Below are 25005 nucleotides of genomic sequence, written 5' to 3' on the forward strand. Positions count from 1 at the left end.
TGCCACTGACCTTTTCTGCACTCCCCTTTCCCTGTCGCCTGCGTAAAGTGCAGCCTGAGCCCGGCCAGATTGGCCACAGGAAAAGGAAACTCCCCCATGCAACACGCAATCACTTTTGTCATTGCGGCCCTCTGTATCCTCGCCATTGCATATCGCCTCTACGGCGTGTTCTTTGTGCGCAAGGTGCTGCAGGCTGACGACAAGCAAGTCACCCCCTCCCACCAGCTGGAAGATGGCAAGAACTATGTGCCAACCAACAAGTGGGTCAACTTCGGCCAGCACTTCGCGGCCATCGCCGCCGCCGGCCCGCTGGTCGGCCCGGTACTGGCCGCCCAGTACGGTTACCTGCCAAGCTTTCTCTGGCTGCTGATCGGCTGCGTCATCGGCGGTGCTGTGCATGACACAGTCGTGCTGTTCGCCTCCATGAAGCATCAGGGCAAGTCCCTCTCCGAGGTGGCCAAGGCCGAGCTTGGCCCCATCGCCGGCTGGTGTACCGGCCTTGCGATGCTCTTCATCATCACCATCACCATGGCGGGTCTCTCCATGGTGGTGGTGCACGCGCTGGAGCGTAACGCCTGGGGCGTGTTTGCCGTCTTCATGACCATCCCCATCTCCATGGTGGTGGGGATCTGGCACAAGCTGACCGGTAACCTGCAAGCCGCCTCCTGGGTGGGCTTCATCGCCGTGCTGGCCTGCGTCTTCTTCGGCCCCTACGTGCAGGAGAGCGCCTTCGGTGCCTGGCTGACCCTGCGTGCCGAGACCATCAGTCTGGCACTGCCCATCTACGCCTTCTTCGCCACCGCGTTGCCGGTCTGGCTGCTGCTCACCCCGCGCGGCTACATCTCCAGCTTTATGAAGATCGGCGTGTTCGGCGCGCTGGTGATCGGTGTCATCTGCATCAACCCGGAGATCCAGTTCCCCGCCATGACCCAGTTCGTCCACGGCGGCGGCCCGGTACTGGGCGGCCCGGTCTGGCCATTTATCTCAATCACCATCGCCTGTGGCGCCATCTCCGGCTTCCACGCCTTTATCGGTTCCGGCACCACCCCGAAACTGGTGGACAAGTGGAACGACATCCTGCCGGTCGCCTTCGGTGCCATGCTGGCCGAGTGCGTGGTGGGCGTGATGGCGCTGATCGCTGCCACAGCCCTGCACCCGGCTGACTACTTCGCCATCAACGCCACCCCGGAAGCCTTCGCCAAACTGGGGATGCAGGTGGTGGATCTGCCGTTCCTCTCCCAGGAGATCGGCATGGACCTGAACGGCCGCACCGGCGGCGCCGTCACCCTGGCGGTGGGCATGTCCTACATCTTCACCAAGGTGCCCTGGTTCAGTAACCTCGCCTCCTACTTCTTCCAGTTCGTGGTGATGTTCGAAGCGGTGTTCATCCTGACCGCCGTTGACTCCGGTACCCGGGTCTCCCGCTACCTCATTCAGGACTTCTTCGGCGAGTTCTACCCGCCCCTCAAACGCATCGACTGGATGCCGGGTGCCATCGGCGCCAGCGTACTCGCCTGCGTGATGTGGGGTTACCTGCTGATGTCCGGTGATATCGGATCTGTGTGGGCGCTGTTCGGGGTATCGAACCAGCTGATGGCCTCGGTGGGCCTCATCATCGGTGCCACCATCATCTTGCGACTGGCCAGCAAGCGCCGCTACATGCTGACCTGCCTGATCCCGCTGGCCTACCTGTTCGTCACCGTCAACTACGCCGCCTACTGGATGATGAGCAACGTCTACTTCAACTCGGCCGCCAAGGGCTACAACCCGATGAACGGCATCATCTCCCTCATCATGCTGGTGCTGGGGATGCTGATCCTGCTCTCTGCCCTGCGCAAGTGGAGCGAGTTGTGGAAGCTGCGCCAGCAGCCCTCCTACAAGGTGGTCGAGGCAACCGCCTCCTGATCATCCCGACCATGACCAAGGCCCCGCACAAGCGGGGCCTCTGTTTATGTGGTGATTTTCATGCGGACTCATTGAGGAACAACTCATTAATGAGCCCCCCGATCACAGAACCGTCTATCCGAAAGTGGTAGTATGCCCGCTCCTGTCACCCTGCTGGCCGACGGCAAACCGGGGTGGCCTCTCCTCCGCTTTCACTTTTTGAGGAACGATTTGATGGAACTGCTTCTGCTTAGCAACGGTAAAGCCAACGAATTTCCGGGTCTGCTCGGCTGGGCCCGGGATCGGGTTCAAAGCCTGCTCGCGCGCAAACAGGTCAAGCGCATCCTGCTCATCCCCTACGCGGTGATCCGCAGCGACTGGGATGCCCGTGCCAACGAGCTGCAGGAGAGTCTGGGAGTCGATGCCATCAGCATCCACCACTTCGATGATCCGGTTGATGCCATCAATCAGGCGGACGCCATCTTTATCAGCGGCGGCAACACCTGGCGCCTCAACCAGATGCTGCATGAAAACGGCCTGATCGTGCCGATCCAGCGTGCCGTGCGCGAGCGGGGTGTCCCCTATGTGGGCTGGAGCGCCGGTTGCAACGTGGCGACCCCGAGCATCCGTACCACCAACGACATGCCGGTTTGCAGCGCCGCCGTACTGCCGGCGCTGGGCCTGTTCCCGCTGCAGATCAACCCGCACTATCTGGACGCCAGCATCAGCGGCCACATGGGCGAGACCCGCGACGAGCGTCTGGCCGAGTTCTGCGCCATCAACCCGAGCGAGCACGTGGTGGCCCTGCGTGAAGCGAGCCTGCTGCAAATCACCGGAGAAAACGGCAGCGAGCGTCTGGAGTACTGGAGCGCACGCGAGCAGGACTTCAAGATCTTCAAACACGGTCAGGAGCCGCAAGCCTTTATGGACGCAACCCCGCTGGCCGAACTGACCCCCTTCAAGGTCGGTTGAGCCACGCAGAGCGCCGTGCCACTGACAAGCGGATAGCTCGCGAAACCGTAAAAACAAAAGAGGGATGGCTCAATGCCATCCCTCTTTTTTATCGTCATCTTTCAGCTGGTTGCAGCCTGCTTACTCACCCTGCAGGGTCACCAGCACCTTACGGGCGCCGCCATCGACACGATGCTCACCAAGCCAGATCCCCTGCCAGGTGCCGAGCGCCAGCTGACCATCGCGGATCGGCAGCTGCAGGCTCACCCCGAGCAGGGAGGATTTGATGTGGGCGGGCATGTCATCCGGCCCCTCATAGGTGTGGCGATAGTAGGGGGCATCCTCCGGCGCCAGCCGGTGCAGATGGGCCTCCATATCGCTGCGCACGCTGGGGTCGCAATTCTCGTTGAGGGTGAGCGAGGCGGAGGTGTGTTGCAGCAGCAGGTGCGCCATGCCAATCCGGTAATCCGCCAGCATCGGCAGCTTGGCCACCAGCTCGTCGGTCACCAGATGAAAGCCCCGCGAACGGGGCTTCAGAGTCAGCAGGCACTGCTGCCACATCAGACGTACTCCATAAAGACGCGGGAGGTGAGCTTGGTGATGAGCTCGTAGGGGATGGTGCCAATCTCATCGGCCACCCGCTCCACCGGCAACCCCTCGCCCCACAGTACCGCCTCGTCGCCGGGCTTGTCGGTCGCGCCCGGGCCCAGATCGACAGTGCTCATATCCATGGAGACACGCCCCACCAGCGGCACGATGCGGCCGTTGACCAGCACGGATGTGCCGTTGGGCGCCATGCGCGGATAGCCGTCACCGTAGCCGATGGCGATCACGCCGAGGCGAGTATCGCGATCCGCCACCCAGTTGGCACCGTAGCCCACCGGCTCGCCCGCCTTGTGATCCCGCACCGCAATCAGCTGGGTCTTCAAGGTCATCACCGGCTGCAAATCGTAATCGGCTGCCACCGTGTTGGGGAATGGCGACACGCCATAGAGGATGACACCGGGGCGCACCCAGTCGCAGTGGGAGTCCGGCCAGGCCAGAATGCCCGCCGAGTTGGCCATGGCCCGCTCGCCCAGGAGCGGCGCGGTCAACTTGCTGAACAAGTCGATCTGCTCGCGGGTGGTGGGCTGCTCCAGCTCATCGGAGCGGCTGAAGTGGGTCATGATGTTGAACGGCTGCACCACGTTCTTGCACTTAGCAAGGCGCTCGATAAAGGCAGGCATTTCGTCGGCCCGTACCCCGAGCCGATGCATACCGGTGTCGAGCTTGAGCCAGGCCACCACAGGGGCTGGCAGCTCGGCCTGCTCCAGCGCTTCGAGCTGTTCCCAGGTGTGAACCGCCGTCTGCAGGTTGTTGGCCGCCAGCACCGGCAGATCGTCGGCGGAGAAGAAGCCCTCCAGCAGCACGATGGGTTTGACCACGGCGCAGGAGCGCAGCATCAGCGCCTCTTCGATACGGGCCACCGCGTAGGCATCCGCATCCACCAGGGTGCGGGCGACCGGCAGCAGTCCGTGGCCATAGGCGTTGGCCTTGACCACAGCGATGATCTTGCAAGCGGGAGCGTGGCGCTTGACCACGGCTAGGTTGTGGCGCAAGGCCGCAGTGTTGATTTGGGCAGTAGCCGCTTTCATGGTTTTCCCTTACGAGGGCACAAATGGTCTCCCCCTCATCGGGCAGAAGACCGCCACTCACTTATCGTCGTCGAAGGCCGGACCGGCATAATTGTCGAACCGGGAAAACAGGCCCTGAGCGGCAGCCAATGACTGGCTATCGATCAGGGCAGTCGTGGTAATGACGAAATCGCCATCACCTTGGGTTTACATCAATAATCGTCGTCAAACGCCGGGCCGGCGTAGTTGTCGAACCGGGAGAACTGCCCCTGGAAGGTGAGACGCACCCGGCCGATGGGGCCGTTACGCTGCTTGCCGATGATGATCTCGGCAATCCCCTTGTCAGGGCTGTCATCGTGATAAACCTCATCACGATAGATAAACATGATCAAGTCCGCATCCTGCTCGATGGAGCCCGATTCACGAAGATCCGAGTTGACCGGACGCTTGTCGGCCCGCTGTTCCAGACTTCGGTTGAGCTGGGAGAGCGCCACCACCGGGCACTGCAGCTCTTTGGCCAGCGCCTTGAGGGAGCGGGAGATTTCACCGATCTCCAGAGTCCGGTTGTCGGAGAGGCTGGGTACCCGCATCAGCTGCAGGTAGTCCACCATGATCATGCTGATGCCGCCGTTGTCCCGTGCCACCCGACGGGCGCGCGAGCGCACTTCGGTCGGGGTCAGGCCGGAGGAGTCATCGATATACATCTTGCCCTTCTCCAGCAGCAACCCCATGGTGGAGGAGAGACGGGCCCAATCCTCGTCGTCGAGCTGACCGGTACGCACCTTGGTCTGGTCGATACGACCCACCGAGGCGAGCATACGCATGATGATCTGCTCGGAGGGCATCTCCAGCGAGAAGATAAGCACCGGCTTGTCGGCGGTGAGGGCCGCATGCTCACAGAGGTTCATGGCAAAGGTGGTCTTGCCCATGGAGGGACGGGCGGCGACGATGACCAGATCCGAGCGCTGCAAACCGGCGGTCATCTTGTCCAGATCGTTGTAGCCCGAGGATACACCGGTCACCCCGTTGTGCGGGGTCTTGAACAGCTCTTCAATCTTGTCGACAGTCTGCTCGAGGATCAGCTTGAGCGGCTGGGGGCCTTCGTTGGCGCTGGTGCGCTGCTCGGCGATCTGGAATACCTTGCTCTCGGCCAGATCGAGCAGATCGTTGGAGGTTCGGCCCTGCGGCTCGTAGCCCGCTTCGACGATCTCGTTGGCGACAGAGATCATCTCCCGCACCACCGCCCGCTCGCGCACGATTTCGGCGTAGGCGTTGATGTTGGCGGCACTCGGGGTGTTCTTGGCGATCTCCACCAGATAGGCGAAGCCACCTGCCTCCTCCAGCTGTTCGGAACGCTCCAGCTCCTCCTGCAGGGTGATGAGGTCGATGGGGTTGCCCGCGTTGGAGAGGCGGGTCATGGCCTGGAAGATCAACCGGTGCGGACGGCTGTAGAAATCCTTGTCGATCACCCGCTCGGCGACCCGATCCCAGGCGTCGTTATCCAGCATCAGGCCGCCCAGTACGGACTGTTCGGCCTCAAAAGAGTGGGGGGGAACTTTCAGCTGTTGTGTCTTGGCGTCTTTTTTCGCCGTCACTTGCTCTGCCATACACATAAAAACCGCAGCGGGAAGGGGACGGGAATTTTACAAAAGAAAGCCAACTACGGCGAGCCCTATCTGGCGGCTCATACCATCATAAAGGGCCAGACCAGGGTCTGCTCAGCCTTGACCATTTTGATTTTGCTTCGCATTTTGCGCTCCTTGCGACTCAATCTTCTGCTTTTCATCTGGTTTACTCCTCTTGTTTGACGCCGCATCGCGGCAATCTCGTTCATGAATAATTCATGCCAGAGGTGATATTGATGAATACAAGCTGCGACACATTTAGGGACAGGCAGCCTGCCATGCGCCTTGCTGAGCTTGCCTAAGCAGAGCATGCCCCAACTACAGACGAGAGTGAAAGAGTCAAAATGAAAAAGATGCTGACCCTGTTTGCCATGATCCTGGCCATCGGCCTGGGGGCACCGCACGCCGAGGCCAAGAAGTTTGGTGGCGGCAAATCCTTTGGCAAAAGTTACAAGACAGCGCCGGCACAGCCTGCGGCCAAACCGGTCGACAACAAGAACCCGACCCTGGGTGCCCAGACCCCGCCGAAAAAGAGCGGCATGATGGGTGGTCTGCTGGGCGGTCTGCTGGCCGGTGGCCTGTTTGCCTACCTGCTGGGCAGCGGCGCCTTTGAAGGTCTGCAAGGGATGGACTTCCTGCTGATCGCCCTGCTGGCACTGGGTGCCGTATTCCTGTTCCGGGCCATGCGCCGGGGCAAGATGGGAGCGCCACAACCGCAACAGACGGCCTATGCCGGCTATCAGCCGCCCCAGAGCGCGGCCCCGCAGCAGTTCGAGCAGAGCCACAGCGCCCCGCAAGCGACCGGCTTTGCCGACAGCGATGTGCCGTTCCGCCTGCCGCCGGGCTTTGACATGAACGGCTTCCTGGCCGGTGCCCGCGACCACTACCGCACCCTGCAAGAGGCGTGGAACAAGAACGATCTGGAAAAAGTGCGCGAGTACGTCAGCCCCGAGCTGTTCGAGCAGCTCAAAGCCGAGCGCGCCGAACTGACTGGCGACCAGCATACCGAAGTGATGTATGTCGACACCCAGCTGGTGCGCGCCGACTACGGCAGCGACTGGGCCCAGGTGAGCGTGCGCTTCAGCGGCCGCTACATGGACCGCCAGGAGCAGGTCGAGGAAGACATCAAAGAGGTGTGGCACCTCGAACGCGATCTGGCCAAGAACAATGCCCCCTGGCATATCGTTGGTATCGAGCAGCTGTAATCGCAGCGTTCATGAAAAACCGCAGAGGCAGCCATCCGGCTGCCTCTTTTTTTGCTCACGCTATCGCCACAAAAATCGGCGGAGGGCTTGTCAGGGCCAATAAACGGATCTGGCAGAGCCTCTCTTCTGCCACCGGTTTGGTATAAGTCAAAATGATGCCATTTCAGCAAAACCTATAAATTGAATTTACAGTGGCAGGATGTGCATCCCCTTGTGCCTTTAGCGCTGCCAGCGGCCCTTCAAAAGAACATGGCCGATCTCGCCAAGAGGTTTCTGAAGGGAAAGCATCGAACATGAGTTTGAAGATCAATGGCAAAGCGGCTTATCGCCGGAATACCAAGCGCCGGACAGCAACAGCACAAGCGGCACCAGTCATCGTCACAAGATAAAAAAATCCCCGGGCAAGGCCCGGGGATCTGTTTGAATGGCGCCGCCAAGTACGGCTCCTGTGATGGCTATGCAAGGTTGCTTAGTTACACCCTTCTGCAGAAGTAGAGTTCAGATAGCTCACCTCGTTGGCCGGCTGATAGTCAGCAACGTTGATGGTCTTCTTGACCTCGATGTACTCCTTCAGCACGGCAGCATCGACCAGGCCGGCGTTGATGGTATCGATCTTCGGATAACCATCGCCACCGGAGGCACTGAAGCTCGGGATGGCGAAGCTGTAAGTGGCGGCCGGGTCAAACGCCTTGCCACCGATGCTGGTGATATTCACGCTCTTGGCCTGGCAATCCACCGCCATATTGATGCCGCCAAACTGGGCGTAACCACCGGTGTTGCGGGTTTTGGTAGCAACCTGACCCAGATAGGTCGCCAGCTCGCTTCCCTTCATCACCGCCTTGTTGACCGTGTTGCCAAAGGGGTGCACCAGCAGCACGCTGCGATAGGTAATGTCGCCAGCCGGGATGCTGTCACGCACACCACCCGAGTTGACGATACCGAAGTCAACGCCCAGCTTGCCGGTGGTCGCCGTCGTGATCAGGCGACCAAGGTTGGTCTGCTTGTTGCGCACCGAGTTGCGATCGCCAACCAGCAGCCCATCGGTGGAACCGATCACCACGCTGAGCTCCTGCTGGCCCTTCTCCTGATAGGCGAGCAGGGTATTGTAGAGCTCGGGATCCTTCACGATCTCGTCCTGCACGAACTGCATCTTGCTGGTGTCTTTGGTCACAGCACCGTTGGCATCGATCGCCTCGCCCTTGGCGTTGCGCTTGATGAGGTTGACCGGGATCAGCTCATAGCTGGTCAGGGTCAGCTTGCCATTCTGGTAGTCAAACTGGGCACGACCCACATATTTGCCCCACTCATGGGCCTGCATGATCCAGGTGCCATTCTGCTGATCCGGCAGACAGGTATCACCCGGCTTGAAGTTGGCGTACTTGTTGGCGGTACCCGGCTCCATACAGACCGGATTCTGGGAGTGGCCGCCAATAATGGCATCCAGGGTGCCAACCGGCAGCTTGCGAGCCATCTCCACATCGCCCGGCGCGTTGCTGCCGTGCTGGCCATCGGCATAGTGGCCCATGTGGGTGATGGCGAAGACCAGATTGGCCTCCTTCTTGTCACGGATCTGCTTGCCCAGTGCGGCAGCTTCCGTGGTCGGATCGCGAAACTCCAGAGTTTTCACGTTGTTGGGATCCACCAGTTGGGCGGTATCCTCGGTGGTAAGGCCCAGTACGGCGACCTTGAGACCGCTCTCCAGCTTGAACACCTTGTAGGGGTCGAAGTAGTGCTTGCCACTCGCCTTGTCATAGATGTTGGCGGAGAGCATGGGGAACTTGGCCCACTGACGCTGCTTCTCGATCACGCTGAGGGGGTTGTCAAATTCGTGGTTGCCCACCGCCATGGCGTCGTAGCGGATGCTGTTCATCGCCATGAAATCGGGTTCGGCATCCTGCAGATCCGACTCGGGTACCCCGGTATTCACGTCACCGCCGGAGAGCACCAGCACATCGCTGCCAGCCGCCTTGGCCTCGCTACGCAGCCGCTCGACCAGCGTCTTCTGGGCCGCCATGCCATATTCGTTTTCCGCGTTGTTCCAGAAACGGCCGTGGGTATCGTTGGTGTGCAGAATGGTCAGTTTGCAGACATTTTCGGTGCAGGGTGCCACGCTGTCGTTTTTTGAGGTATTACAGCCAGTCAGTGCAGCAAACACGGCCAGGGCCACGCCGCCTTTGATAAATTTATTATTCATTTCCATATCACCTTGATTGTTTTGTTATTTAGCGACCCTATCCAGCAGGTCGGGCGCAAATATAACAAACAACCAGTGGCCATTTTTCATCGATGACTCACAAATTCTGTTAATTGTGATCACTGGCCCAACATCCGCTTCTCGACTGATTTTTAAATGTTTTTATTGAGACGTTTCTCATTTGCGGCCATGCCGTGCCAAGCGCCACGAAACGCTGTTTTGTGGCATACTCCCTCCCCCATGTCCGAGGAGTGTGTTGATGGCCAAGTACGACAAGATTTCCCCCGAGACCCAGCAGGAGGCGATGAAAATTGCCCGCGCCAACCAGAAGCCGGGGCAGACCAAGGAGCAGACCCAACTTATCGCTCAGGGGATCCAGAAAGGGATCGACGAGTATAAAAAGCAGATGAAGGTGCGGGCTCGCGAAGCCAGTCGCCAGAAGAAGCTGCAGACCAAAGCGAAACAGAGCCAGCAAGCGCAGCAAGACGACGAACAGGATGAAGCCCTTGAGGTCATCGAGGTCACTCGCCACCATCCGCTGCCATGGGCCCTGCTGGCCGCCAGCTGGCTCGGCTTTGTCGCCGTCTGGTTGTGGCTGCGCTAAAAGCTGGCAAACCTTTGTCCGGGATCCGCTTCACAGAGCAGGGCCATCAGGCTGGTCAGGCTAATTGAAGGCTGATTAAATCCCGCCTCTGTTTGCCCCTACCTACGCTGTTGCCAACCCAGACTGTCTGGTCATCTGTTTTCAGGAAATTCGTTATGAACCCCGCTCCGCTCTACCTGCTGGCCCCCTTTGTGCTCTTTCTGGTGACCATGCTGCTCTATCGCATCTCGCCGCTGCGGGCCGTTGCCGCCGGCACAGTGCGCTGGTTTATTCTGCCCGCCTTTACCCTCTTTATTCTGCTGATCATCATCAATGGCGCCGCCGACCCCGCCCTGCGCAATCCCGCCTTCCACTGGCTGATGCCGGGCCTTGGCTTTGCCCTGAGCCTGTTTCCGGGCCTGCCCAAGGCACTGGTGCCACGTCTGGCCATCAAGGAGGGAGCCTTTGCCGCCCTCGGTCTGATGCTGATGAGCCTGGCCATGGTCTACTGACCGGCTGGCCGATGACGCTGACATGACTCAAGGGGCGCTCTGTGACGAGCGCCCCTTGTGCAATCAATAACCTGCAGGCATCTTGGTGCAAGGATCGCCAGCCAGGAGGCCAGATGGAGAATCCGCCCGATTTCATGGCGCTATGGGACTATCAGGATCCCGTCGCCACTGCCCAGCGCTTCGATGCCCTGTTGCCCACAGCGCGCGCCGACCAAGATTTGCAGCTCGAGCTGGAGCTGCTGACTCAGATTGCCCGCACCCACGCCCTGCAACACCAGCCAGAGCAAGCCAGACAGACCCTTGATGACGTAGAGAAGCGCCTCACCGGGGCTACCCCCAGAGCCCGAGTCAGGTTGCATATCGAGCGGGGCCGCCTGTTCCATGCCGCTGGCGATCAGAGTCAGGCCAAAGCGCAGTTTGAGCAGGCCTGGCAACAGGGACTCAAGAGCAAGGAGCTCTATCTCGCCATCGATGCCGCCCAGATGGTGGCCATGACGGTGCCGCCGCCAGAGCAGAGCCGCTGGCATCAGTTGGGGATGGAGCTGGCCGAGCGCAGCCCGGATGAGCGGGTGCGCAGCTGGCTACCTGCCATTTACCATAATCTGGGCTGGACCCTGTTCGAGCTGGGGCGATTTGACGAGGCAAAAGCGCTGCAACAGAAGTGTCTGAGCTGGCATGAAGCGCATCAGGAGCAGGGCAAGGCTTTTATCGCCCGCTGGAGTCTGGCCCGCCTGAGCCGGGCCATGGGTCTGCATCAACAAGCGATGGCAGAACTGACCCAGCTTAAAGCAGATATGAGCGACGCCGGCGCTGCGGAAGATGGAGATCTGTTCGAGGAGCTGGGGGAGAATGCGCTGGCGCTGGATGATCCGGCGGCGGCCGAATACTTTGCCCGCGCCTGGTTTCTGCTCTCGCGCGATAGCTGGAGCAAGAGCCATGAAGCGGAACGGCTGACCCGGCTCAAACGCCTAGCCAAACTCTGAACGACTCAAAAGATATGGGCGGCTCTCTGGCCGCCCTTCTCTTTTGGCAAGCTGGTTCAGGCCAGATTGGCCTCTTCCCACCCCTGCTTCTTGCGATAGATGGTGGAGGGGCTGATCTCCAGCAGCGCCGCCGCCTTGGGAATATTGCCGTCACAGCTGGCAATGGCCTGCTCTATCACCTCTTTTTCCACCAGCCAGAGCGGCCTGATCGGCCCGCCAACTGCGGGAGTGGTGGCTGTCGCTGCGGGTTGCTGGGCAGCTGTCGTTGCAACAGCCAGAGCCCGCACGCCGTTGAGGGGCGGCGGCAGGATATCCGGGCTGACCAGCTCCTTGTCATTGAGCACGACGATATTGCGCACCACGTTTTGCAGTTCGCGCACGTTGCCGGGCCAAGGGTAGTCGAGCAGCACCCGCGCCGCGGCGGCATCGAAGTCGCGAAAGCGCCTGTTCTCCTCTTTCGCATAATTCTGCAGCAGGCTGCGGGCCAGCAGCAGAATATCTTCGCCCCGCTCCCTGAGCGGCGGCAGATAGAGGGGGATGACGTGGAGCCGGTAGTAGAGATCCTCGCGAAAACGGCCCGCCTTCACTTCCAGCAGTGGATCTCGGTTGGTGGCGCAGATAAAACGCACATCCACGGTCTCCAGTTTGCCGCTGCCGACCCGCTGCAGGGTACCGGTCTGAATAAAACGCAGCAGCTTGCTCTGCAGGTCGAGATCCATCTCGCAGATCTCGTCGAGAAACAGGGTGCCACCATCCGCCAGACTGGCTGCCCCTTTGCGATCGCCCTGGGCTCCGGTGAAGGAGCCCTTCACATGGCCGAAGATCTCGCTCTCCATCAGATCGTGGGGAATGGCGGCGCAGTTGAGGGCGATAAAGGGCTGCTCGCGGCGCGGGCTGCACTGGTGGATCGCCTCGGCACACACCTCCTTGCCGGTACCGCTCTCGCCGGTGATAAAGACGGTCGCCTTGCTCGGCGCCGCGCTCTCGATGATGCGATAAACCGCCTGCATCGCCATGGAGGCACCGATAAAACCGAAGAAGGATTGCCGCTCGAAGTTCTCGCGATAGTGGGCAACCAGCGAGCTCAACTGCTGGTGTTTCAAGGCATTGCGGGCTGTGGCGCAGAGCCGCTTACTGTCAAACGGCTTGGTCAGAAAATCGAAGGCACCGAGACGCATCGCCTCCACCGCCACATCCACCGAGCCGTGGGCGGTGATCACCACCACGGCGCAGGGGAGCTGCTGTTCGGTGATCTGTTGCAGGATCTCCATGCCCGACATGTCGGGCAACTCAAGGTCAAGCAGCACCACCGGAGGGGGGCTCGTCAGCAATACCTCCAGCGCCTGCTGTCCGCAATCGGCCAGCACCACCTCATAGCCATCCTGGCGCAGGTACTGCTCATAAACTACAGCCAGACTCCGGGTATCTTCCACCAACAGGACACGGGGTGCGTTCTCAGCCACAGGATTGATCCTTGTTAATTGATTTTGTTCTTTATTTTTAGCGCTACCGCTGATATCCCATGCGCAATGCTCTCAGTTTATCCCGCGAAACGAGAGGATGCACAAGTAAAAACGGCTCCTTAAGGAGCCGTTTTCATCGATACAAAGAAATTACTTCTTGGCGTCTTCTGCAGCCGGCTTCTCGATAGCCAGCAGTTCGACGTCAAACACCAGCACGGCGTTAGCCGGGATGGAGCCAGCACCGTGCTCGCCGTAGGCCAGCTTGGACGGCAGGAAGAACTTGAACTTGGAGCCAACCGGCATCAGCTGCACGCCTTCGGTCCAGCCCGGGATAACCTGGTTGAGCGGGAAGGTTGCCGGCTCGCCACGGTCAACGGAGCTGTCGAACTTGGTGCCATCGGTCAGAGTACCGGTGTAGTGAACCTTGACGATGTCGGTCGCTTTCGGCTTGGCGCCAGTGCCCATCTTCTCGACCTGATACTGCAGGCCGGATTCGGTGCTCTTCACGCCCTCTTTCTTGGCGTTGGCAGCCAGGAACTCTTCACCTTTCTTCAGATTCTCAACGGCATCTTTCTCGGCTTTGGCCTTGGTCAGCTCGTTGATCTTGGCGTCGTACTGCTGCAGTACTTTCTGGATCTCTTCGTCGGTCATCTTGGCTTCTTTGCCCAGACCATCGGTGACCCCTTTCAGGATGACGGCGTTGTCCAGCTTGATACCCAGCTCCTGCTGGCGCTCCAGGGTGTTGGCAATGTAGCGACCCATGGAGAGGCCGATGGCGTAACCGGATTGCTCTTCAAAGCTCTGCGCCTTGGTAGACGCTGCCGGTTTGCTGGCCTCTGCCTTCACCTCGGCGCTATTGGCAGCCGGCTTCTCGTCTTTTTGGCAAGCAGTCAGACCTACGGCAACCGCCGCAGCCAACAGGGACACCTTCAGAAATTTGTTCATCAGTTTCTCCAAACTCCAAATACCGCTCTCGGTTCCATCGTGAAATGAGAGGTTTATCGTGATAAGCGCCTTATACTAACGCCGTGATTGCAGGTAACAAAAGCGTGAGACATCAAAAATGATAAAAAGTGCCATTTATCTGCTAGGGCTCTGCCTCATGCTCACCGGCTGCGAGCAGAGTGCCCGACCAGACCGGCAACTTTCCCTCGCCAGCTCGGGTCTGCTGGCCGCCGATCTGGCCAGTGACGGCAAGCAGGCCATCGTCTCCAGCCTCGGCCAGGGGGTCGTGGTCTGGGATCTGGAGCAGAACCGCCAGCGCTGGCGCTGGAAACAATCCGACTCACCCGATGATCTGGTCTCCATCGTCCGTTTTGCGCAAGGGGATAGTCACGCCGTGACCGCCACAGCCACCACCTTTGCCATCTGGCAGCTCCAGAACGGCCAAGCGCAAGGCTACTACTCGCTTCCTGAATCCAGGCTGAGGGACATTGCCCTCTCGGCAGATGGACGCAATGTGCTGATCGGACGTGAAGATGGCAAAGCGGAGTGGGTCGACACCCAGACCGGACGGCGCTTGCAGTTTCTCGGTCACACCGAGCAGATCAATACGGTGGATCTCTCCGCCAACGGCCGCTACGCCCTGACCGGCGGCAACGACTACAGCGCCTATCTGTGGGATACCCGCAGCGGTCAGGTGGTCTGGCGCTTCAACCATGGCGGCCGGGTGGTAATGGCACGGCTGGAGCCAAGCGGTCGCTACGCCTTCACCGCCGACAGCAGCAGGGGCAGCATCTGGGATCTGAAAACCGGCAAAGAGGTGAGCCAGCTGCAATTCGGACACAGGTTCGAGGTCTACACCAGCGCCCGCTTCGCCAATGACGGCAAATGGCTCATCACCGGCGCCCCCTCCCGTCAGCTCTCGCTATGGCAGGTGAGCGATGGCGCCCTGTTGCAGAGCTGGCTGGTTTCGCCCCATCCCAAGGTAAAACCGCCCAGTGCAGTGGTCTATGGCGTGGCTTTGCGCGACAATAGCCACCTTGTCAGCGCCAGCTCCAGTGGCCTGGCCGAAATCTGGACCATCAAGTAAGGACCCGCAGGCCCATGAGTCAGCATTTAAACGAACGCATCGAAACCCTGGAAACCCGTCTCGCCTATGCGGAGTACACCATAGAGCTGCTCAACGACGAGGTCACCACCCAGGGGCGTGAGCTCGACCGGCTCAAGCACCAGATCCAGCTGCTGGTCGACAAGCTCAAGAGCGTGCAACCGAGCCAGATCGCCAGCATGGCCGAAGAGACCCCGCCTCCTCACTACTGATGAGCGCCGTCTGCCCGGCAAATGTTGTCCAATAAAAAACCCGCGATAAATCGCGGGTTTTTTATCATCGGCGTGGCCGTGATCAGTGGTGATGGCCCTTGCCACCACAACCGCCACCACCGCAGCAGCCGCCATGACCATGGTCGTCGCCGTGGTCATGCTCGTGGCTGTGACCGGCACCACCACAGCAACCGCCGTGAGCGTGCTCTTCGTCGTGGTCGTGACCGTGGCCACCGCAGCAACCGCCATGGCCGTGATCGTGGTCATGACCATGGTCGTGACCGCAACCGCCGGCACCGTGAACGTGGCCGTGAGCCAGCTCTTCGGCAGTGGCAGCGCGCACGTCCTTGATCTCGACCTTGAAGCCCAGGGTCACGCCAGCCAGCGGATGGTTGCCATCTACCTTGACGAACTCTTCGGACACTTCAACTACAGTCACCGGACGATGGCCATCGTCGGTTTCAGCCACGAAAGTATCCCCTTCGGAGACTTCCATGCCGTCGAACAGCTCGCCCGGCACTTCCTGCACCAGAGACTCGTCGTATTCGCCGTAGGCCTGGCTCGGGGTCAGGGTCACTTCGAAGGCTTCACCTACCGCACGACCTTCCAGCTCGGCTTCGAGGCCGGAAACCAGATAACGGGTGCCGTGCAGATAGACCAGCGGCTCTTTGCCGACAGTGCTGTCGATGACTTCACCGTGCTCGTCGGTGACTGTGTATTCCAGCGTAACCACGCTCAGAGGAGCTACTTTCATGTCAGGATCCTGCGGATAGAAAAAAACGGGCCCAGAATAACCTAAAAAGCGGGCCGCGCATATGCCATGCCCCGTCAGCGGGCGATGAAAAAATCGGCGATGCCACCAGTTTGGGCAACAACTCCCTGCTCTCTTCAGGGCTATCAGGGACGGAATACGCCGATCACCTCTTCGGCTTCACGGGTTACCCGCTCCACCTCTTCCGGCGTCTGCACCTGGGTATCACCGCACGCGACGCAGGTCACCTTCTCGACTCCATGCTCCATATACAGCATCATGTTGTCCAACTTGCCGCACGCTGGGCAAACCGCACCGGCAATGAAGCGTTTTTTACGTCTGGTTTCCATATTTGTTACCTCCAGGCAGCATCATATCAGGGTTTTTACATGCATCACGCCATCGAGTATCACCATTTTTCCTGTCACGGCCTGCAGGCTGGCAACCGCAAACGCACGCCGGTCGGACAACTGCTGCGGATCACCCGGGGCGCGGCATTGCTGAGACTTGGTCAGCATGAACTCCTGCTGCCGGCTGGCAGTTGCTTCTGGCTCTGTGCCGATGCACTGGCCGCCTTCAGCCCGCTCAGCGGTTGTGATTACGATCAGCTGAACGTCTCTTTGCGCGTAACCCAGCCGCAGCAGGCAGGCTGGCTGCAAGCCACGCCCCTGCTCGATGCCCTGCTCGACTCCCTTGCCCTGTGGCAACAGCCGCAAGAGTGGCAAGGGGCCTATGGCCACCGCCTGCAGGTGATCCTCGATGAGTTGCAGCAGTGCACCATCCAGCCACAGGATAATGAAGCGCTGCAGCAATGCTGGCAGGCTTTGGCCCGCGGCGACGCACAAGCCCTGGCAGAGTGGCAGCAACGTGGCGATGCACCGCTGGCAGGGGAAGAGCTGCAACAACAGTGGCAACTGCTGCAGGCACTCAGACTGCTCAAGGGGGGCTGCAAAGCCGCTCAGGTCGCCAGCAAACTGGGTTATGGCGATGAGGCCACACTTCAAGCTGCCTGCCAGCGCTGGGGAGTGGTACAAGATTAGGGGGAATAGGGCCGTCCGGAGCCAATGAGCTAAAATCTTGGCTGATTGAGTCCAGCTTTTTGCCAGATGACCGTTAACAAAGGGGCCATCGCCCCCGCAATCCTTTATGCTAGAGGCCAGAAATGACAGCCACAGTTTCGACCAACAGGACACCTGCCATGACGAGCAAAGCCAACCAATCACAGGGCATGTTGCTGTTTCATCTCTCTGCCAAGCAATCTTTTGCCATCGGCACTCTCAAGGTGAAGGAGATCGTGCCCTATACCCAGCTGACGGCCATGCCCCACTCTCACCCCACCGTGCTGGGGGCGGCCAACATGCGCGGTTCCACCATTCCGGTGATCGACATGGCGATGGCGGTGGGCTATCGCCCCATCAGCAAGGAGGAGATGCCGCACTGCTTTATCATCATCACCGATTGCCGCCGCACTCTGGTCGGTTTTCTGGTGCGCGGTATCGACAAGATCACCGAGTGCAACTGGCGCGATATCGAGCCGCCTCCCGCGTCGCTGGGTCACAACGTCTTTGTGACCGGGGTAACCCGGGTCAACGATCAGCTGATCCAGCTGCTGGACGTCGAACTCATCCTGTCGCGGGTCTACCCCGATGACCCGAGCCACCTCTATCCGGTGCTGACAGATGTGCAGCGCGAGCGGATCAAGCCGATGCGGATCCTGCTGGTGGATGACTCCTCCGTCGCCCGTCGTCAGCTGATGGCGGCGCTCGACTACATCAATATCCCCTATGAGGTGAGCACCAACGGCAAGGACGCGCTGGCCCTGATGCAGGAGCGGGCAAGCCAGAAAACACCGATCGACATTCTGGTGAGCGATATCGAGATGCCGGGGCTCGATGGCTACGAACTCGCCTTCGAGGTGCAAAGCGACAGCAAGCTGGCCGGCGCCTACATCATTCTGCACACCTCCCTCTCGAGCGAAATCAGCGTCGAACGTGCCCATCAGGTGGGCGCCCACGAGGCGCTGACCAAGTTTGAGGCCAACGAGCTGATCCAGGCCATGCTGCGCGGTGCCGAGCACCACGACAAACTGCTGGTCTGATCCCCATCCGGCGGGCAGCCCTGCTCGCCGGTTTGTCATCTTATTATCGCCGTCGCGGATCATCGCCATGCTCACAGAAAGCCACTTCCACGCCCCCTGGTGGGCTCGCAATCCCCATCTGCAAACCATTCTGCCCAAATGGCTGCGCCGGAATCCGGCCCGATTTGTGGCCGAGCGCTTCGAACTGGCTGACGGGGATTTTGTCGATCTCGCATGGAGCGGAGAAATCACGGCTGATGCGCGGCCGCTGGTGGTGGTATTTCATGGCCTGGAGGGAAGCATCCACTCCCACTACGCCAAGGGGCTGTTTGGCCATCTGCAACAACAGGGGATGGCGGCTGTGCTGATGCACTTTCGTGGCTGCAGTGGCGAACCAAACCGCCATCTGCAGGCCTATCACTCCGGCGCCATCGACGATGCCCAGGAGGTCATTGCCGAGCTGAATCGGCGTTTTCCGGACAAGCCATTGATCGCCATCGGCTTTTCTCTGGGGGGCAATATGCTGGTCAATCTGCTGGCGCGCGCCTGCCCTGCGGCGGTGAAGGCGGCAGTGGTGGTCTCGGCCCCGCTGCAACTGGCCAGCTGTGCCGAGCGGGTCAATCAGGGATTTTCCAAGGTCTACCAGAACTACCTGCTGCGCACCATGCGCCGCAATTTGCTCAGCAAGATCCGCCAGCAGCAAAAAGCCAGCGAGCGCTGGCAACCGAAGCAAGTGCAAGAAATAGCCACTCTGCGTGACTTTGACGAGCTGGTAACCGCGCCGCTGCACGGTTTTCACAGCGCCAGCCACTACTACCAGAGCTGCTCGGGGTTGCCGCTGCTGGGCCAGATCCCCATCCCTACCCTGATCCTGCACTCAGCCGACGATCCCTTTATGTCCGATGCCGTCATCCCGCGCCCCGAGCAGCTCTCTCCCCATGTGCACTATGAATTGAGCCGCCGTGGCGGTCATGTCGGCTTCCTGCACGGCACTCCGTGGCATCCCCGCTTCTGGCTGGACGAGCGGATCAGCTGCTGGATCGCCGAACAGTGTCAGGCCGCGACACAGAACTGATTGCGCCCCGACTCCTTGGCCCGATAGAGCGCCTGATCAGCCCGCTCCAGCAGCTGGCTTGCACTTTCACCGGGCAGCAGTGTGGCAATCCCCTGACTCACCGTCACCCAGGAGGCGACATCAGAAGCCTGATGCTCCAGCTGCAGGCTGGCCATCCCCTCCTGCAGCCGCCGCGCCACCTCACGAGCCCCCTGCTGATCCACATCCGGCAGCAACAGGACAAACTCCTCACCGCCATAACGGGCAACCAAATCTGACGGATTACGAACCGAATGGGTGAGCGCAGTTGCCACCTCCTTGAGACATATATCCCCGGCCTGATGACCATAGCGGTCGTTGAAACGCTTGAAGTAGTCCACGTCGATAAGAATGAGCGAGAGAGGCATGCCGCTCTCTCCGCTATGAGTGAGCCCCCGCTCCAGCTCAACATTGAAGTGACGCCGGTTGGCAACGCCGGTCAGGGGATCCTGTTTGGCCAATCGGTCCAGACGGCGCAACAGGGCCAGATTCTCGTGCTCACGCACAATCGCCAGCTCGAACCAGCGGTTGAGCATTCGTCGTCCCACCTCCAGTGCAATAATGCCGAACAGCACGCCAAGCAGATAGATCTGGGGAAAATCGACCTTTAAAAAAAGCTCGATTCCCACGCCAGCAGTCAGCGGCCCCAAGAGATAGCCGTAAAACACCTTGCGATCGGGATAAAACGCGATGAGTGCCGCCAGCAGGTTGAGCCGCATGATCCCATGGGCATAACTGAGGCCGCCACGCAGCTCAACCTGGCCAAGGGTGTAGATATACAGGGTCCAGATCCCCCCCCAGACCACCATCACCAGCGCAGCTATCCGTAACCAGGTACGATCCTGCAGATGGTCACAAAACAGGCTGATAACAGGCAGCAACAACAATGCCACCATCACCAGGGCCAACTCACTCTGAAAACTCCATGGCAGCATGTGATCACTGGCAAGGCCTGCCTGACTGTAAACCTCATAGCGAATCGCCAGAAACAGCACCACCAGCCAGTTCAGCAGCCAGAACCACACCATGCCGCGACCAATGGCCTGCCGGCGCGCCTGATTCAGATGATCCGCCAGGGTTAACGGCGCACTGCGCTGCTCTTCAGACAACATCTCGGACTCCGGCGAAAAAAGTAGAAATTGGTTGCACTCGCGCAATTCAACACAACAATAGCTCGGTGGTTATATCTTTTTGCATCGAGATCCCTTCATGATAATTCCCTGGCAAGAGTTGGATGCCGACACCCTGACCAACCTGATCGAACATTTCGTACTGCAGGAAGGAACCGAGTATGGCGAACAGGATGTATCACTGGGTACCAAGGTTGAGGAAGTGCGCAGCCAATTACAGCAAGGCAAGGCGGTGATCGTCTACAGCGAGCTGCACGAGTCGGTCAATATTGTGCCCAAAGATCGCTTTGACGAGTCAGCTTGACCGAACCCGAAGCCAGCCTTTATAACGGAATTTCCAAGGAAGAGAGAATTCTATGTCGGCCAAGCACCCCATTATTGCCGTCACCGGTTCATCCGGTGCCGGCACCTCCACCTCCACCATCGCCTTTCGCTCCATGTTTCATCAGCTTGGTTACCAGGCGGCAGTGGTCGAGGGCGACAGTTTTCACCGCTACACCCGCCCCGAGATGGACGTGGCGATCCGCAAGGCCCGTGAACAGGGGCGCCACATCAGCTATTTCGGCCCCGAGGCCAATGATTTCGGGCTACTGGAGAGTTTCTTTCAGGGCTATGGCCAGGATGGCACCGGCCAGTACCGTCGCTATCTGCACAGCTTTGATGAAGCGGTGCCTTTCAACCAGATGCCCGGCACCTTCACCCCCTGGCAGCATCTGCCGAACGATACCGATCTGCTCTTCTATGAGGGGTTGCACGGCGGTGTGGTCACCGAAGATCACAATGTGGCTCGCCACGTGGACTTTCTCATCGGCGTGGTGCCCATCGTCAACCTGGAGTGGATCCAGAAGCTCATTCGCGACACCTCGGAGCGGGGCCACTCCCGTGAGGCGGTAACCGACTCCATCGTTCGTTCGATGGATGACTACATCAACTTCATCACCCCGCAGTTTTCCCGCACCCACATCAACTTCCAGCGGGTTCCGACGGTGGATACCTCCAACCCTTTCAGCGCCAAGGTGATCCCGAGCCTGGACGAGAGTATGCTGGTGATCCGGTTTCGCGGCATCAAACAGGTAGATTTCCCCTACCTGCTTTCGATGATCGACGGCTCATTCATGTCGCGGATGAACACAATCGTGGTTCCGGGTGGCAAAATGGGCTTTGCGATGGAGCTGATCCTCAAGCCGCTGATCCAGCAACTGCTCGAAACGGGCAAAATCACCTGATACAAAGGAGCTTATGATGCGCTTTGCCTCTCTCTCTGTGGTGCTGTTCGCCCTGCTGGGTGGCTGCAGCAGCGGGCCGTCAGCACCAACGTTTGAACCCGGAACCATGGTGGCTCGCTCGCTCGGTGACTGGACCTTCGGCGCCACTCCGCGCTACGCCCTGGCGGAACAGTATCAGTTTGCCGGCGATCAGGCCGAAGGGTGGCTCGAACCCATCCAGAATGCGGTCAGTAAAGAACTAAATGGCAAGGGGTGGCAGAGCGTTCCTCTTGATGAAGCGGATCTCTGGGTCGCTATCGGTGTGGCGGGTGACAAGGATATCAGCGATGGCCAGATTTTTGCCCGCCTGGGTATGACCCCTGGGGTGCAGGCTGCACCGGATCAGCGCAAGGGCACCCTGGCCATTGTGTTGCTCGACCGCAAAACCCAGAAAGCCGTCTGGAGCAGCGTCATCTCGCTGGCCAGCGATGCAGCCATTGCCGATAACCAGCGCCAGGCTCTCAGCCAGCAGCTCGCGGCCAAACTGCTGGCGCCAGTCCCCACCCACTGACGTCCTCATCAGTTTCTTGCTGATGATTTGAATAAAAAGAGCGGCTTGTCAGATGACAAGCCGCTCTTTTTGTTGGCACGCGCCGGGATTACTTCAGCTTGCAGGTGAGCAGGGTCACCCCTTTCTGAGTCAGCAGTGCCTGTTTGTCCTGATTCCAGAAGGTGGTCACGCCGTCGGAATATTTGGCACCGTTATCCGATTCGACACGGCCCAGCTTGTGATAGACCCCGGCATAGGGGAACTGCACCATGTCAGCCTGAGCATCATAGGTAATGGCCAACAGCTCTTCCCCGCACTGGTACTGACTGTACTGATACTTGGTGGGTTGCGGGCTGGTGCACGCAGCCAGACCCAACAGGGGAAGCAGAGCGATCATTTTTTTCATTGCACTTTCCTTATGTCATGGCGTTATCGATGGAACAACGCTTCGGTTATCAAGCCTCAAGGATTTGATAACTATGGGTAATTTGTACCGCTTTTTCCAACATCAGGGAAACAGAACAATATTTCTCCATCGACAACTCGACCGCTCTGGCGACCTGCTTTTCTGCCAGCCCCTTGCCGGTCACCACAAAATGGAGATTAATCTTTTCAAAGACCCGGGGCACGCTGTCAACCCGCTCACCGTCGAGTTCAACATGGCAAGCCGTCACGACCTGACGCGCCTTCTCCAGAATGGATACCACGTCGATGGAGCTGCAACCACCCACGGCCAGCAACACCATCTCCAGCGGGCTGGCCCCCTCGCCCGGGTTGGCGCCATCCAGGATCACCTTGTGCCCTGATTCGCTCTCCCCGACAAACTTCATCCCTTCAACCCAGCTGACCTTGGCTTTCATCTCGCATCCTCTTTGGTTAAGCCTGTGCTTATGATGCTCCTAGCATACCCCAGCCATCACGGCTTCGGCATCTCTTCACCCGACCGGGTAACCACAGGGGCAAGATGATTGGGAGGTTAATAGATCAAAATCAACATCTCCCCCCCCTATCTTCCCTAGAATGGCTGAAGCGGCGCAGCAGGCATTACTCAAAGGGCTCTATTCAAAAGGGCGCAAAGCCTTGTCAGCACAGACAAAGGCTCTTATCCTACTGCGACTAATACAAGGAATGGCAAGAGTTGGCTGCTTGCCTGGACGCTCGAGTCCATAAAAAGACACTACAGAGGAATTCTCATGGTTATTGGCAAACCGCAAAGCGATCCCACCCTGGAATGGTTCTTGTCGCACTGCCACATTCATAAGTACCCCGCCAAGAGCACCCTGATCCACGCGGGTGAAAAAGCGGAAACCCTCTACTACATCGTCAAGGGCACGGTTGCCGTGCTGATCAAGGACGACGAGGGCAAAGAGATGATCCTCTCCTATCTCAACCAGGGGGATTTCCTCGGCGAGATGGGTATGTTCGAAGAGAACGAAAATCCCGAGCGCTCTGCCTGGGTACGCGCCAAGGGCTCCTGCGAAGTTGCCGAGATCTCCTACAAGAAGTTCCGTCAGCTGATCCAGGTCAACCCGGATATCCTGATGCGCCTCTCCGGCCAGATGGCCAAGCGCCTGCAGCACACCAGCCAGAAAGTGGGTAACCTCGCCTTCCTGGATGTAACCGGCCGGATTGCCCAGACCCTGCTGAACCTGGCCAAACAACCGGATGCCATGACCCACCCGGATGGCATGCAGATCAAGATCACCCGTCAGGAGATCGGCCAGATCGTCGGCTGCTCCCGTGAAACCGTTGGCCGCATCCTCAAAATGCTGGAAGAGCAGGAGCTCATCTCTGCCCACGGTAAAACCATTGTGGTATTCGGTACCCGCTGATCCACTGGTCCCGGACCACTGGCTCCAAAAGGCTGCTACGGCAGCCTTTTTTGATCACCTCCCCTATAATCCCGAACGCCCGTTCCAGCTTTCGCCAAGAGAATCGCTATGCACCTTCACTGTCCCCGTTGCCGCAGCCAGCTTCATCTGCATGAAGCCTCCAAAGGTCGCTACTGCGACAACAAGCACCACTTTGATCCCGCCCCGGAAGGCTATCTGGATCTCATCCCCGGCAAGAAAAACCCCAAGGACAGCGACAGCCGGGCGTTGATGCGCGCCAAGCGTCACTTTCTCGAACAGGGCCACCAAATGCCGCTCGTCGAAGCAATGGCCAGCCTGCTCACCCCCCTCGAGCCGCGCGAACTGATCCATCTGGGCTGTGGCGAGGGCTACTACTGCCGCGCGCTGGCCGAACGCCTGCCGGGCTGGCAGTTTGCCGGCGTCGATATCGCCAAGAATGCCATCTTTGCCGCCACCAAGGCGCAGCCTGACGGCAGTTTCGTCATTGCCGATCCAGCCAAAGCCCCGCTTATGCCAAACTCCGCTGACTTGCTGCTGGTCAACGACCTCAAGATCAAAACAGAGCAGCTGGTCAACTGGCTGGCACCGGGCGGCTATCTGCTCTATCTGCAGCCGGGCCCCCGCCATCAGTGGCAACTCAGAGTCAGCCTCAACCCGATCAGCATGGAACACCCGCTCAGCTGGCCGGCCCTCGCAGGCCTGACCAAGATTGCGCAGCAACGCGCTCAATTCTCCCAGACTCTCGATCAGGGACTGCGCAGCTTTATTCTGGAAACCAGCCGCCTCGGCTGGCGGGCCACGGGTGAGCAGCGCCACGCGTTCACCCATCAGGGCCCAGACGAACTGGAACAGGATCTGCTGCTGACCCTGTGGCAAAAACCGCTCTGATCACAGTGCGAGAGCAGGCTCCCTGCTCTCGCCGACCCCCTTTGAACATCAAAACGTGATTTGGTTCACACGCTCAATCATTGCTCTCCCCTTTGCCCTCCCCCCAGCCAAAGTCAGATTAAAAAACTAACAATCTGAATTAACTAGACTTTTAAACTGTACAAACCTGACACGCTCAACATA

General features: G+C 59.4%; 28 protein-coding genes. 16 read left to right on the plus strand and 12 right to left on the minus strand.

What is annotated here, in order from left to right:
- Window positions 1-96 precede the first annotated feature (96 nt).
- Window positions 97-1905, plus strand: a complete 1809-nt coding sequence (locus BS300_RS18925) for a carbon starvation protein A (RefSeq protein ID WP_071914626.1) — start codon at window positions 97-99, stop codon at window positions 1903-1905.
- A 213-nt stretch (window positions 1906-2118) separates the two neighbouring features.
- Window positions 2119-2856, plus strand: a complete 738-nt coding sequence (gene pepE / locus BS300_RS18930; RefSeq protein WP_071914629.1) for a dipeptidase PepE — start codon at window positions 2119-2121, stop codon at window positions 2854-2856.
- 120 nt (window positions 2857-2976) lie between these two features.
- On the opposite strand, the gene BS300_RS18935 is transcribed toward pepE, so the two are convergent.
- The 4 genes from BS300_RS18935 to BS300_RS21305 form a co-directional block, all read right to left on the minus strand.
- On the minus strand, window positions 2977-3396 hold the full coding sequence (locus tag BS300_RS18935) for a secondary thiamine-phosphate synthase enzyme YjbQ (protein ID WP_058058222.1): 420 nt from the start codon (window positions 3394-3396) through the stop codon (window positions 2977-2979).
- Window positions 3396-4469: an alanine racemase gene (alr, locus tag BS300_RS18940; RefSeq protein WP_043850337.1), complete on the minus strand. Its 1074-nt coding sequence runs from the start codon at window positions 4467-4469 to the stop codon at window positions 3396-3398. Before alr ends, BS300_RS18935 begins: the two co-directional genes overlap by 1 nt.
- A gap of 191 nt (window positions 4470-4660) precedes the next feature.
- Window positions 4661-6055 carry a replicative DNA helicase gene (gene dnaB / locus BS300_RS18945; protein ID WP_041210543.1) on the minus strand — a complete coding sequence of 465 codons (1395 nt, stop codon included), beginning with the start codon at window positions 6053-6055 and terminating at the stop codon, window positions 4661-4663.
- A gap of 77 nt (window positions 6056-6132) precedes the next feature.
- Window positions 6133-6282 carry a hypothetical protein gene (locus BS300_RS21305; protein WP_158025286.1) on the minus strand — a complete coding sequence of 50 codons (150 nt, stop codon included), beginning with the start codon at window positions 6280-6282 and terminating at the stop codon, window positions 6133-6135.
- A 135-nt stretch (window positions 6283-6417) separates the two neighbouring features.
- Here BS300_RS21305 and BS300_RS18950 point away from each other — a divergent pair, with 135 nt between their 5' ends.
- A complete protein-coding gene (locus BS300_RS18950) occupies window positions 6418-7278 on the plus strand; it encodes a Tim44-like domain-containing protein (protein WP_041210542.1) in 861 nt (286 codons plus the stop codon).
- A 469-nt stretch (window positions 7279-7747) separates the two neighbouring features.
- Here the strand turns inward: BS300_RS18950 and ushA are convergent, their stop codons facing one another.
- Window positions 7748-9472 carry a bifunctional UDP-sugar hydrolase/5'-nucleotidase UshA gene (gene ushA, locus BS300_RS18955; protein WP_071914631.1) on the minus strand — a complete coding sequence of 575 codons (1725 nt, stop codon included), beginning with the start codon at window positions 9470-9472 and terminating at the stop codon, window positions 7748-7750.
- Between the two features lie 259 nt (window positions 9473-9731).
- Here ushA and BS300_RS18960 point away from each other — a divergent pair, with 259 nt between their 5' ends.
- From BS300_RS18960 to BS300_RS18970, 3 genes are all read left to right on the plus strand, one after another.
- A complete protein-coding gene (locus tag BS300_RS18960; RefSeq protein ID WP_071914633.1) occupies window positions 9732-10076 on the plus strand; it encodes a DUF2956 domain-containing protein in 345 nt (114 codons plus the stop codon).
- Window positions 10077-10231: 155 nt separating this feature from the next.
- Window positions 10232-10567, plus strand: a complete 336-nt coding sequence (locus tag BS300_RS18965; protein ID WP_042030818.1) for a hypothetical protein — start codon at window positions 10232-10234, stop codon at window positions 10565-10567.
- Window positions 10568-10680: 113 nt separating this feature from the next.
- Window positions 10681-11550, plus strand: a complete 870-nt coding sequence (locus BS300_RS18970) for a tetratricopeptide repeat protein (protein ID WP_071914635.1) — start codon at window positions 10681-10683, stop codon at window positions 11548-11550.
- Window positions 11551-11606: 56 nt separating this feature from the next.
- Here the strand turns inward: BS300_RS18970 and BS300_RS18975 are convergent, their stop codons facing one another.
- Both BS300_RS18975 and fkpA read right to left on the minus strand, forming a co-directional pair.
- Window positions 11607-13013 carry a sigma-54 dependent transcriptional regulator gene (locus tag BS300_RS18975; RefSeq protein WP_071914637.1) on the minus strand — a complete coding sequence of 469 codons (1407 nt, stop codon included), beginning with the start codon at window positions 13011-13013 and terminating at the stop codon, window positions 11607-11609.
- A gap of 150 nt (window positions 13014-13163) precedes the next feature.
- Window positions 13164-13958, minus strand: a complete 795-nt coding sequence (fkpA, locus tag BS300_RS18980; protein ID WP_033114614.1) for an FKBP-type peptidyl-prolyl cis-trans isomerase — start codon at window positions 13956-13958, stop codon at window positions 13164-13166.
- A 118-nt stretch (window positions 13959-14076) separates the two neighbouring features.
- Between fkpA and BS300_RS18985 the strand changes: the two genes are divergently transcribed.
- Together BS300_RS18985 and BS300_RS18990 are read left to right on the plus strand one after the other, a co-directional pair.
- Entirely contained in the window at window positions 14077-15045 is a 969-nt protein-coding gene (locus BS300_RS18985; RefSeq protein ID WP_042030822.1) for a vegetatible incompatibility protein HET-E-1, read from the plus strand.
- A gap of 14 nt (window positions 15046-15059) precedes the next feature.
- The gene (locus tag BS300_RS18990; protein WP_071914639.1) at window positions 15060-15275 is read left to right on the plus strand and encodes a SlyX family protein; all 216 of its coding nucleotides are present in this window, start codon (window positions 15060-15062) and stop codon (window positions 15273-15275) included.
- Between the two features lie 82 nt (window positions 15276-15357).
- On the opposite strand, the gene slyD is transcribed toward BS300_RS18990, so the two are convergent.
- Window positions 15358-16029 carry a peptidylprolyl isomerase gene (gene slyD, locus BS300_RS18995; protein WP_019446474.1) on the minus strand — a complete coding sequence of 224 codons (672 nt, stop codon included), beginning with the start codon at window positions 16027-16029 and terminating at the stop codon, window positions 15358-15360.
- Window positions 16030-16172: 143 nt separating this feature from the next.
- The gene (locus tag BS300_RS19000; protein ID WP_033114610.1) at window positions 16173-16376 is read right to left on the minus strand and encodes a YheV family putative zinc ribbon protein; all 204 of its coding nucleotides are present in this window, start codon (window positions 16374-16376) and stop codon (window positions 16173-16175) included.
- Window positions 16377-16415: 39 nt separating this feature from the next.
- Between BS300_RS19000 and BS300_RS19005 the strand changes: the two genes are divergently transcribed.
- The 3 genes from BS300_RS19005 to BS300_RS19015 all read left to right on the plus strand — a co-directional run bounded on the left by BS300_RS19005 (window position 16416) and on the right by BS300_RS19015 (window position 19178).
- Complete coding sequence (locus BS300_RS19005) at window positions 16416-17066, plus strand: hypothetical protein (protein WP_071914641.1); 651 nt, start codon at window positions 16416-16418, stop codon at window positions 17064-17066.
- A gap of 158 nt (window positions 17067-17224) precedes the next feature.
- Window positions 17225-18124 carry a chemotaxis protein gene (locus tag BS300_RS19010; RefSeq protein WP_041210532.1) on the plus strand — a complete coding sequence of 300 codons (900 nt, stop codon included), beginning with the start codon at window positions 17225-17227 and terminating at the stop codon, window positions 18122-18124.
- A gap of 67 nt (window positions 18125-18191) precedes the next feature.
- Complete coding sequence (locus BS300_RS19015) at window positions 18192-19178, plus strand: hydrolase (RefSeq protein WP_071914643.1); 987 nt, start codon at window positions 18192-18194, stop codon at window positions 19176-19178.
- On the opposite strand, the gene BS300_RS19020 is transcribed toward BS300_RS19015, so the two are convergent.
- Entirely contained in the window at window positions 19157-20308 is a 1152-nt protein-coding gene (locus BS300_RS19020) for a GGDEF domain-containing protein (RefSeq protein WP_071914645.1), read from the minus strand. The two genes, BS300_RS19015 and BS300_RS19020, sit on opposite strands and share 22 nt — an antisense overlap.
- A 97-nt stretch (window positions 20309-20405) precedes the next feature.
- Between BS300_RS19020 and BS300_RS19025 the strand changes: the two genes are divergently transcribed.
- From BS300_RS19025 to BS300_RS19035, 3 genes are read left to right on the plus strand one after another with little or no spacing between them, the layout of a single operon-like run.
- The gene (locus BS300_RS19025; protein WP_041210529.1) at window positions 20406-20630 is read left to right on the plus strand and encodes a YheU family protein; all 225 of its coding nucleotides are present in this window, start codon (window positions 20406-20408) and stop codon (window positions 20628-20630) included.
- Between the two features lie 52 nt (window positions 20631-20682).
- Complete coding sequence (locus BS300_RS19030; RefSeq protein ID WP_041210528.1) at window positions 20683-21552, plus strand: phosphoribulokinase; 870 nt, start codon at window positions 20683-20685, stop codon at window positions 21550-21552.
- A 16-nt stretch (window positions 21553-21568) separates the two neighbouring features.
- The gene (locus BS300_RS19035; protein ID WP_071914647.1) at window positions 21569-22102 is read left to right on the plus strand and encodes a DUF4136 domain-containing protein; all 534 of its coding nucleotides are present in this window, start codon (window positions 21569-21571) and stop codon (window positions 22100-22102) included.
- Between the two features lie 88 nt (window positions 22103-22190).
- On the opposite strand, the gene BS300_RS19040 is transcribed toward BS300_RS19035, so the two are convergent.
- Window positions 22191-22487, minus strand: coding sequence for an MliC family protein (locus tag BS300_RS19040; protein ID WP_033114602.1), 297 nt, complete (start codon window positions 22485-22487; stop codon window positions 22191-22193).
- A 49-nt stretch (window positions 22488-22536) separates the two neighbouring features.
- Window positions 22537-22941 carry an OsmC family protein gene (locus BS300_RS19045; RefSeq protein WP_033114601.1) on the minus strand — a complete coding sequence of 135 codons (405 nt, stop codon included), beginning with the start codon at window positions 22939-22941 and terminating at the stop codon, window positions 22537-22539.
- Between the two features lie 333 nt (window positions 22942-23274).
- Between BS300_RS19045 and crp the strand changes: the two genes are divergently transcribed.
- Together crp and BS300_RS19055 are read left to right on the plus strand one after the other, a co-directional pair.
- Window positions 23275-23913 (plus strand): cAMP-activated global transcriptional regulator CRP, encoded by a 639-nt coding sequence (gene crp, locus BS300_RS19050; protein WP_005335304.1) that lies wholly within the window; start codon window positions 23275-23277, stop codon window positions 23911-23913.
- A gap of 108 nt (window positions 23914-24021) precedes the next feature.
- Window positions 24022-24822 carry a putative RNA methyltransferase gene (locus BS300_RS19055; RefSeq protein WP_071914650.1) on the plus strand — a complete coding sequence of 267 codons (801 nt, stop codon included), beginning with the start codon at window positions 24022-24024 and terminating at the stop codon, window positions 24820-24822.
- The last annotated feature ends 183 nt before the right edge of the window (window positions 24823-25005 follow it).

It is taken from the genome of Aeromonas sp. SCS5, from assembly GCF_001887375.1.
Lineage (GTDB): Bacteria > Pseudomonadota > Gammaproteobacteria > Enterobacterales > Aeromonadaceae > Aeromonas > Aeromonas jandaei.

What these genes read in the sequence shown, in the direction of transcription:
- BS300_RS18925 (WP_071914626.1), top strand. Translation starts at nt 97, where the DNA reads ATGCAACACGCAATCACTTTTGTCATTGCGGCCCTCTGTATCCTCGCC.
- pepE (WP_071914629.1), top strand. Translation starts at nt 2,119, where the DNA reads ATGGAACTGCTTCTGCTTAGCAACGGTAAAGCCAACGAATTTCCGGGT.
- BS300_RS18935 (WP_058058222.1), bottom strand. Translation starts at nt 3,396, where the DNA reads ATGTGGCAGCAGTGCCTGCTGACTCTGAAGCCCCGTTCGCGGGGCTTT.
- alr (WP_043850337.1), bottom strand. Translation starts at nt 4,469, where the DNA reads ATGAAAGCGGCTACTGCCCAAATCAACACTGCGGCCTTGCGCCACAAC.
- dnaB (WP_041210543.1), bottom strand. Translation starts at nt 6,055, where the DNA reads ATGGCAGAGCAAGTGACGGCGAAAAAAGACGCCAAGACACAACAGCTG.
- BS300_RS21305 (WP_158025286.1), bottom strand. Translation starts at nt 6,282, where the DNA reads ATGAACGAGATTGCCGCGATGCGGCGTCAAACAAGAGGAGTAAACCAG.
- BS300_RS18950 (WP_041210542.1), top strand. Translation starts at nt 6,418, where the DNA reads ATGAAAAAGATGCTGACCCTGTTTGCCATGATCCTGGCCATCGGCCTG.
- ushA (WP_071914631.1), bottom strand. Translation starts at nt 9,472, where the DNA reads ATGAATAATAAATTTATCAAAGGCGGCGTGGCCCTGGCCGTGTTTGCT.
- BS300_RS18960 (WP_071914633.1), top strand. Translation starts at nt 9,732, where the DNA reads ATGGCCAAGTACGACAAGATTTCCCCCGAGACCCAGCAGGAGGCGATG.
- BS300_RS18965 (WP_042030818.1), top strand. Translation starts at nt 10,232, where the DNA reads ATGAACCCCGCTCCGCTCTACCTGCTGGCCCCCTTTGTGCTCTTTCTG.
- BS300_RS18970 (WP_071914635.1), top strand. Translation starts at nt 10,681, where the DNA reads ATGGAGAATCCGCCCGATTTCATGGCGCTATGGGACTATCAGGATCCC.
- fkpA (WP_033114614.1), bottom strand. Translation starts at nt 13,958, where the DNA reads ATGAACAAATTTCTGAAGGTGTCCCTGTTGGCTGCGGCGGTTGCCGTA.
- BS300_RS18985 (WP_042030822.1), top strand. Translation starts at nt 14,077, where the DNA reads ATGATAAAAAGTGCCATTTATCTGCTAGGGCTCTGCCTCATGCTCACC.
- BS300_RS18990 (WP_071914639.1), top strand. Translation starts at nt 15,060, where the DNA reads ATGAGTCAGCATTTAAACGAACGCATCGAAACCCTGGAAACCCGTCTC.
- slyD (WP_019446474.1), bottom strand. Translation starts at nt 16,029, where the DNA reads ATGAAAGTAGCTCCTCTGAGCGTGGTTACGCTGGAATACACAGTCACC.
- BS300_RS19000 (WP_033114610.1), bottom strand. Translation starts at nt 16,376, where the DNA reads ATGGAAACCAGACGTAAAAAACGCTTCATTGCCGGTGCGGTTTGCCCA.
- BS300_RS19005 (WP_071914641.1), top strand. Translation starts at nt 16,416, where the DNA reads ATGCATCACGCCATCGAGTATCACCATTTTTCCTGTCACGGCCTGCAG.
- BS300_RS19010 (WP_041210532.1), top strand. Translation starts at nt 17,225, where the DNA reads ATGACGAGCAAAGCCAACCAATCACAGGGCATGTTGCTGTTTCATCTC.
- BS300_RS19015 (WP_071914643.1), top strand. Translation starts at nt 18,192, where the DNA reads ATGCTCACAGAAAGCCACTTCCACGCCCCCTGGTGGGCTCGCAATCCC.
- BS300_RS19020 (WP_071914645.1), bottom strand. Translation starts at nt 20,308, where the DNA reads ATGTTGTCTGAAGAGCAGCGCAGTGCGCCGTTAACCCTGGCGGATCAT.
- BS300_RS19025 (WP_041210529.1), top strand. Translation starts at nt 20,406, where the DNA reads ATGATAATTCCCTGGCAAGAGTTGGATGCCGACACCCTGACCAACCTG.
- BS300_RS19030 (WP_041210528.1), top strand. Translation starts at nt 20,683, where the DNA reads ATGTCGGCCAAGCACCCCATTATTGCCGTCACCGGTTCATCCGGTGCC.
- BS300_RS19035 (WP_071914647.1), top strand. Translation starts at nt 21,569, where the DNA reads ATGCGCTTTGCCTCTCTCTCTGTGGTGCTGTTCGCCCTGCTGGGTGGC.
- BS300_RS19040 (WP_033114602.1), bottom strand. Translation starts at nt 22,487, where the DNA reads ATGAAAAAAATGATCGCTCTGCTTCCCCTGTTGGGTCTGGCTGCGTGC.
- BS300_RS19045 (WP_033114601.1), bottom strand. Translation starts at nt 22,941, where the DNA reads ATGAAAGCCAAGGTCAGCTGGGTTGAAGGGATGAAGTTTGTCGGGGAG.
- crp (WP_005335304.1), top strand. Translation starts at nt 23,275, where the DNA reads ATGGTTATTGGCAAACCGCAAAGCGATCCCACCCTGGAATGGTTCTTG.
- BS300_RS19055 (WP_071914650.1), top strand. Translation starts at nt 24,022, where the DNA reads ATGCACCTTCACTGTCCCCGTTGCCGCAGCCAGCTTCATCTGCATGAA.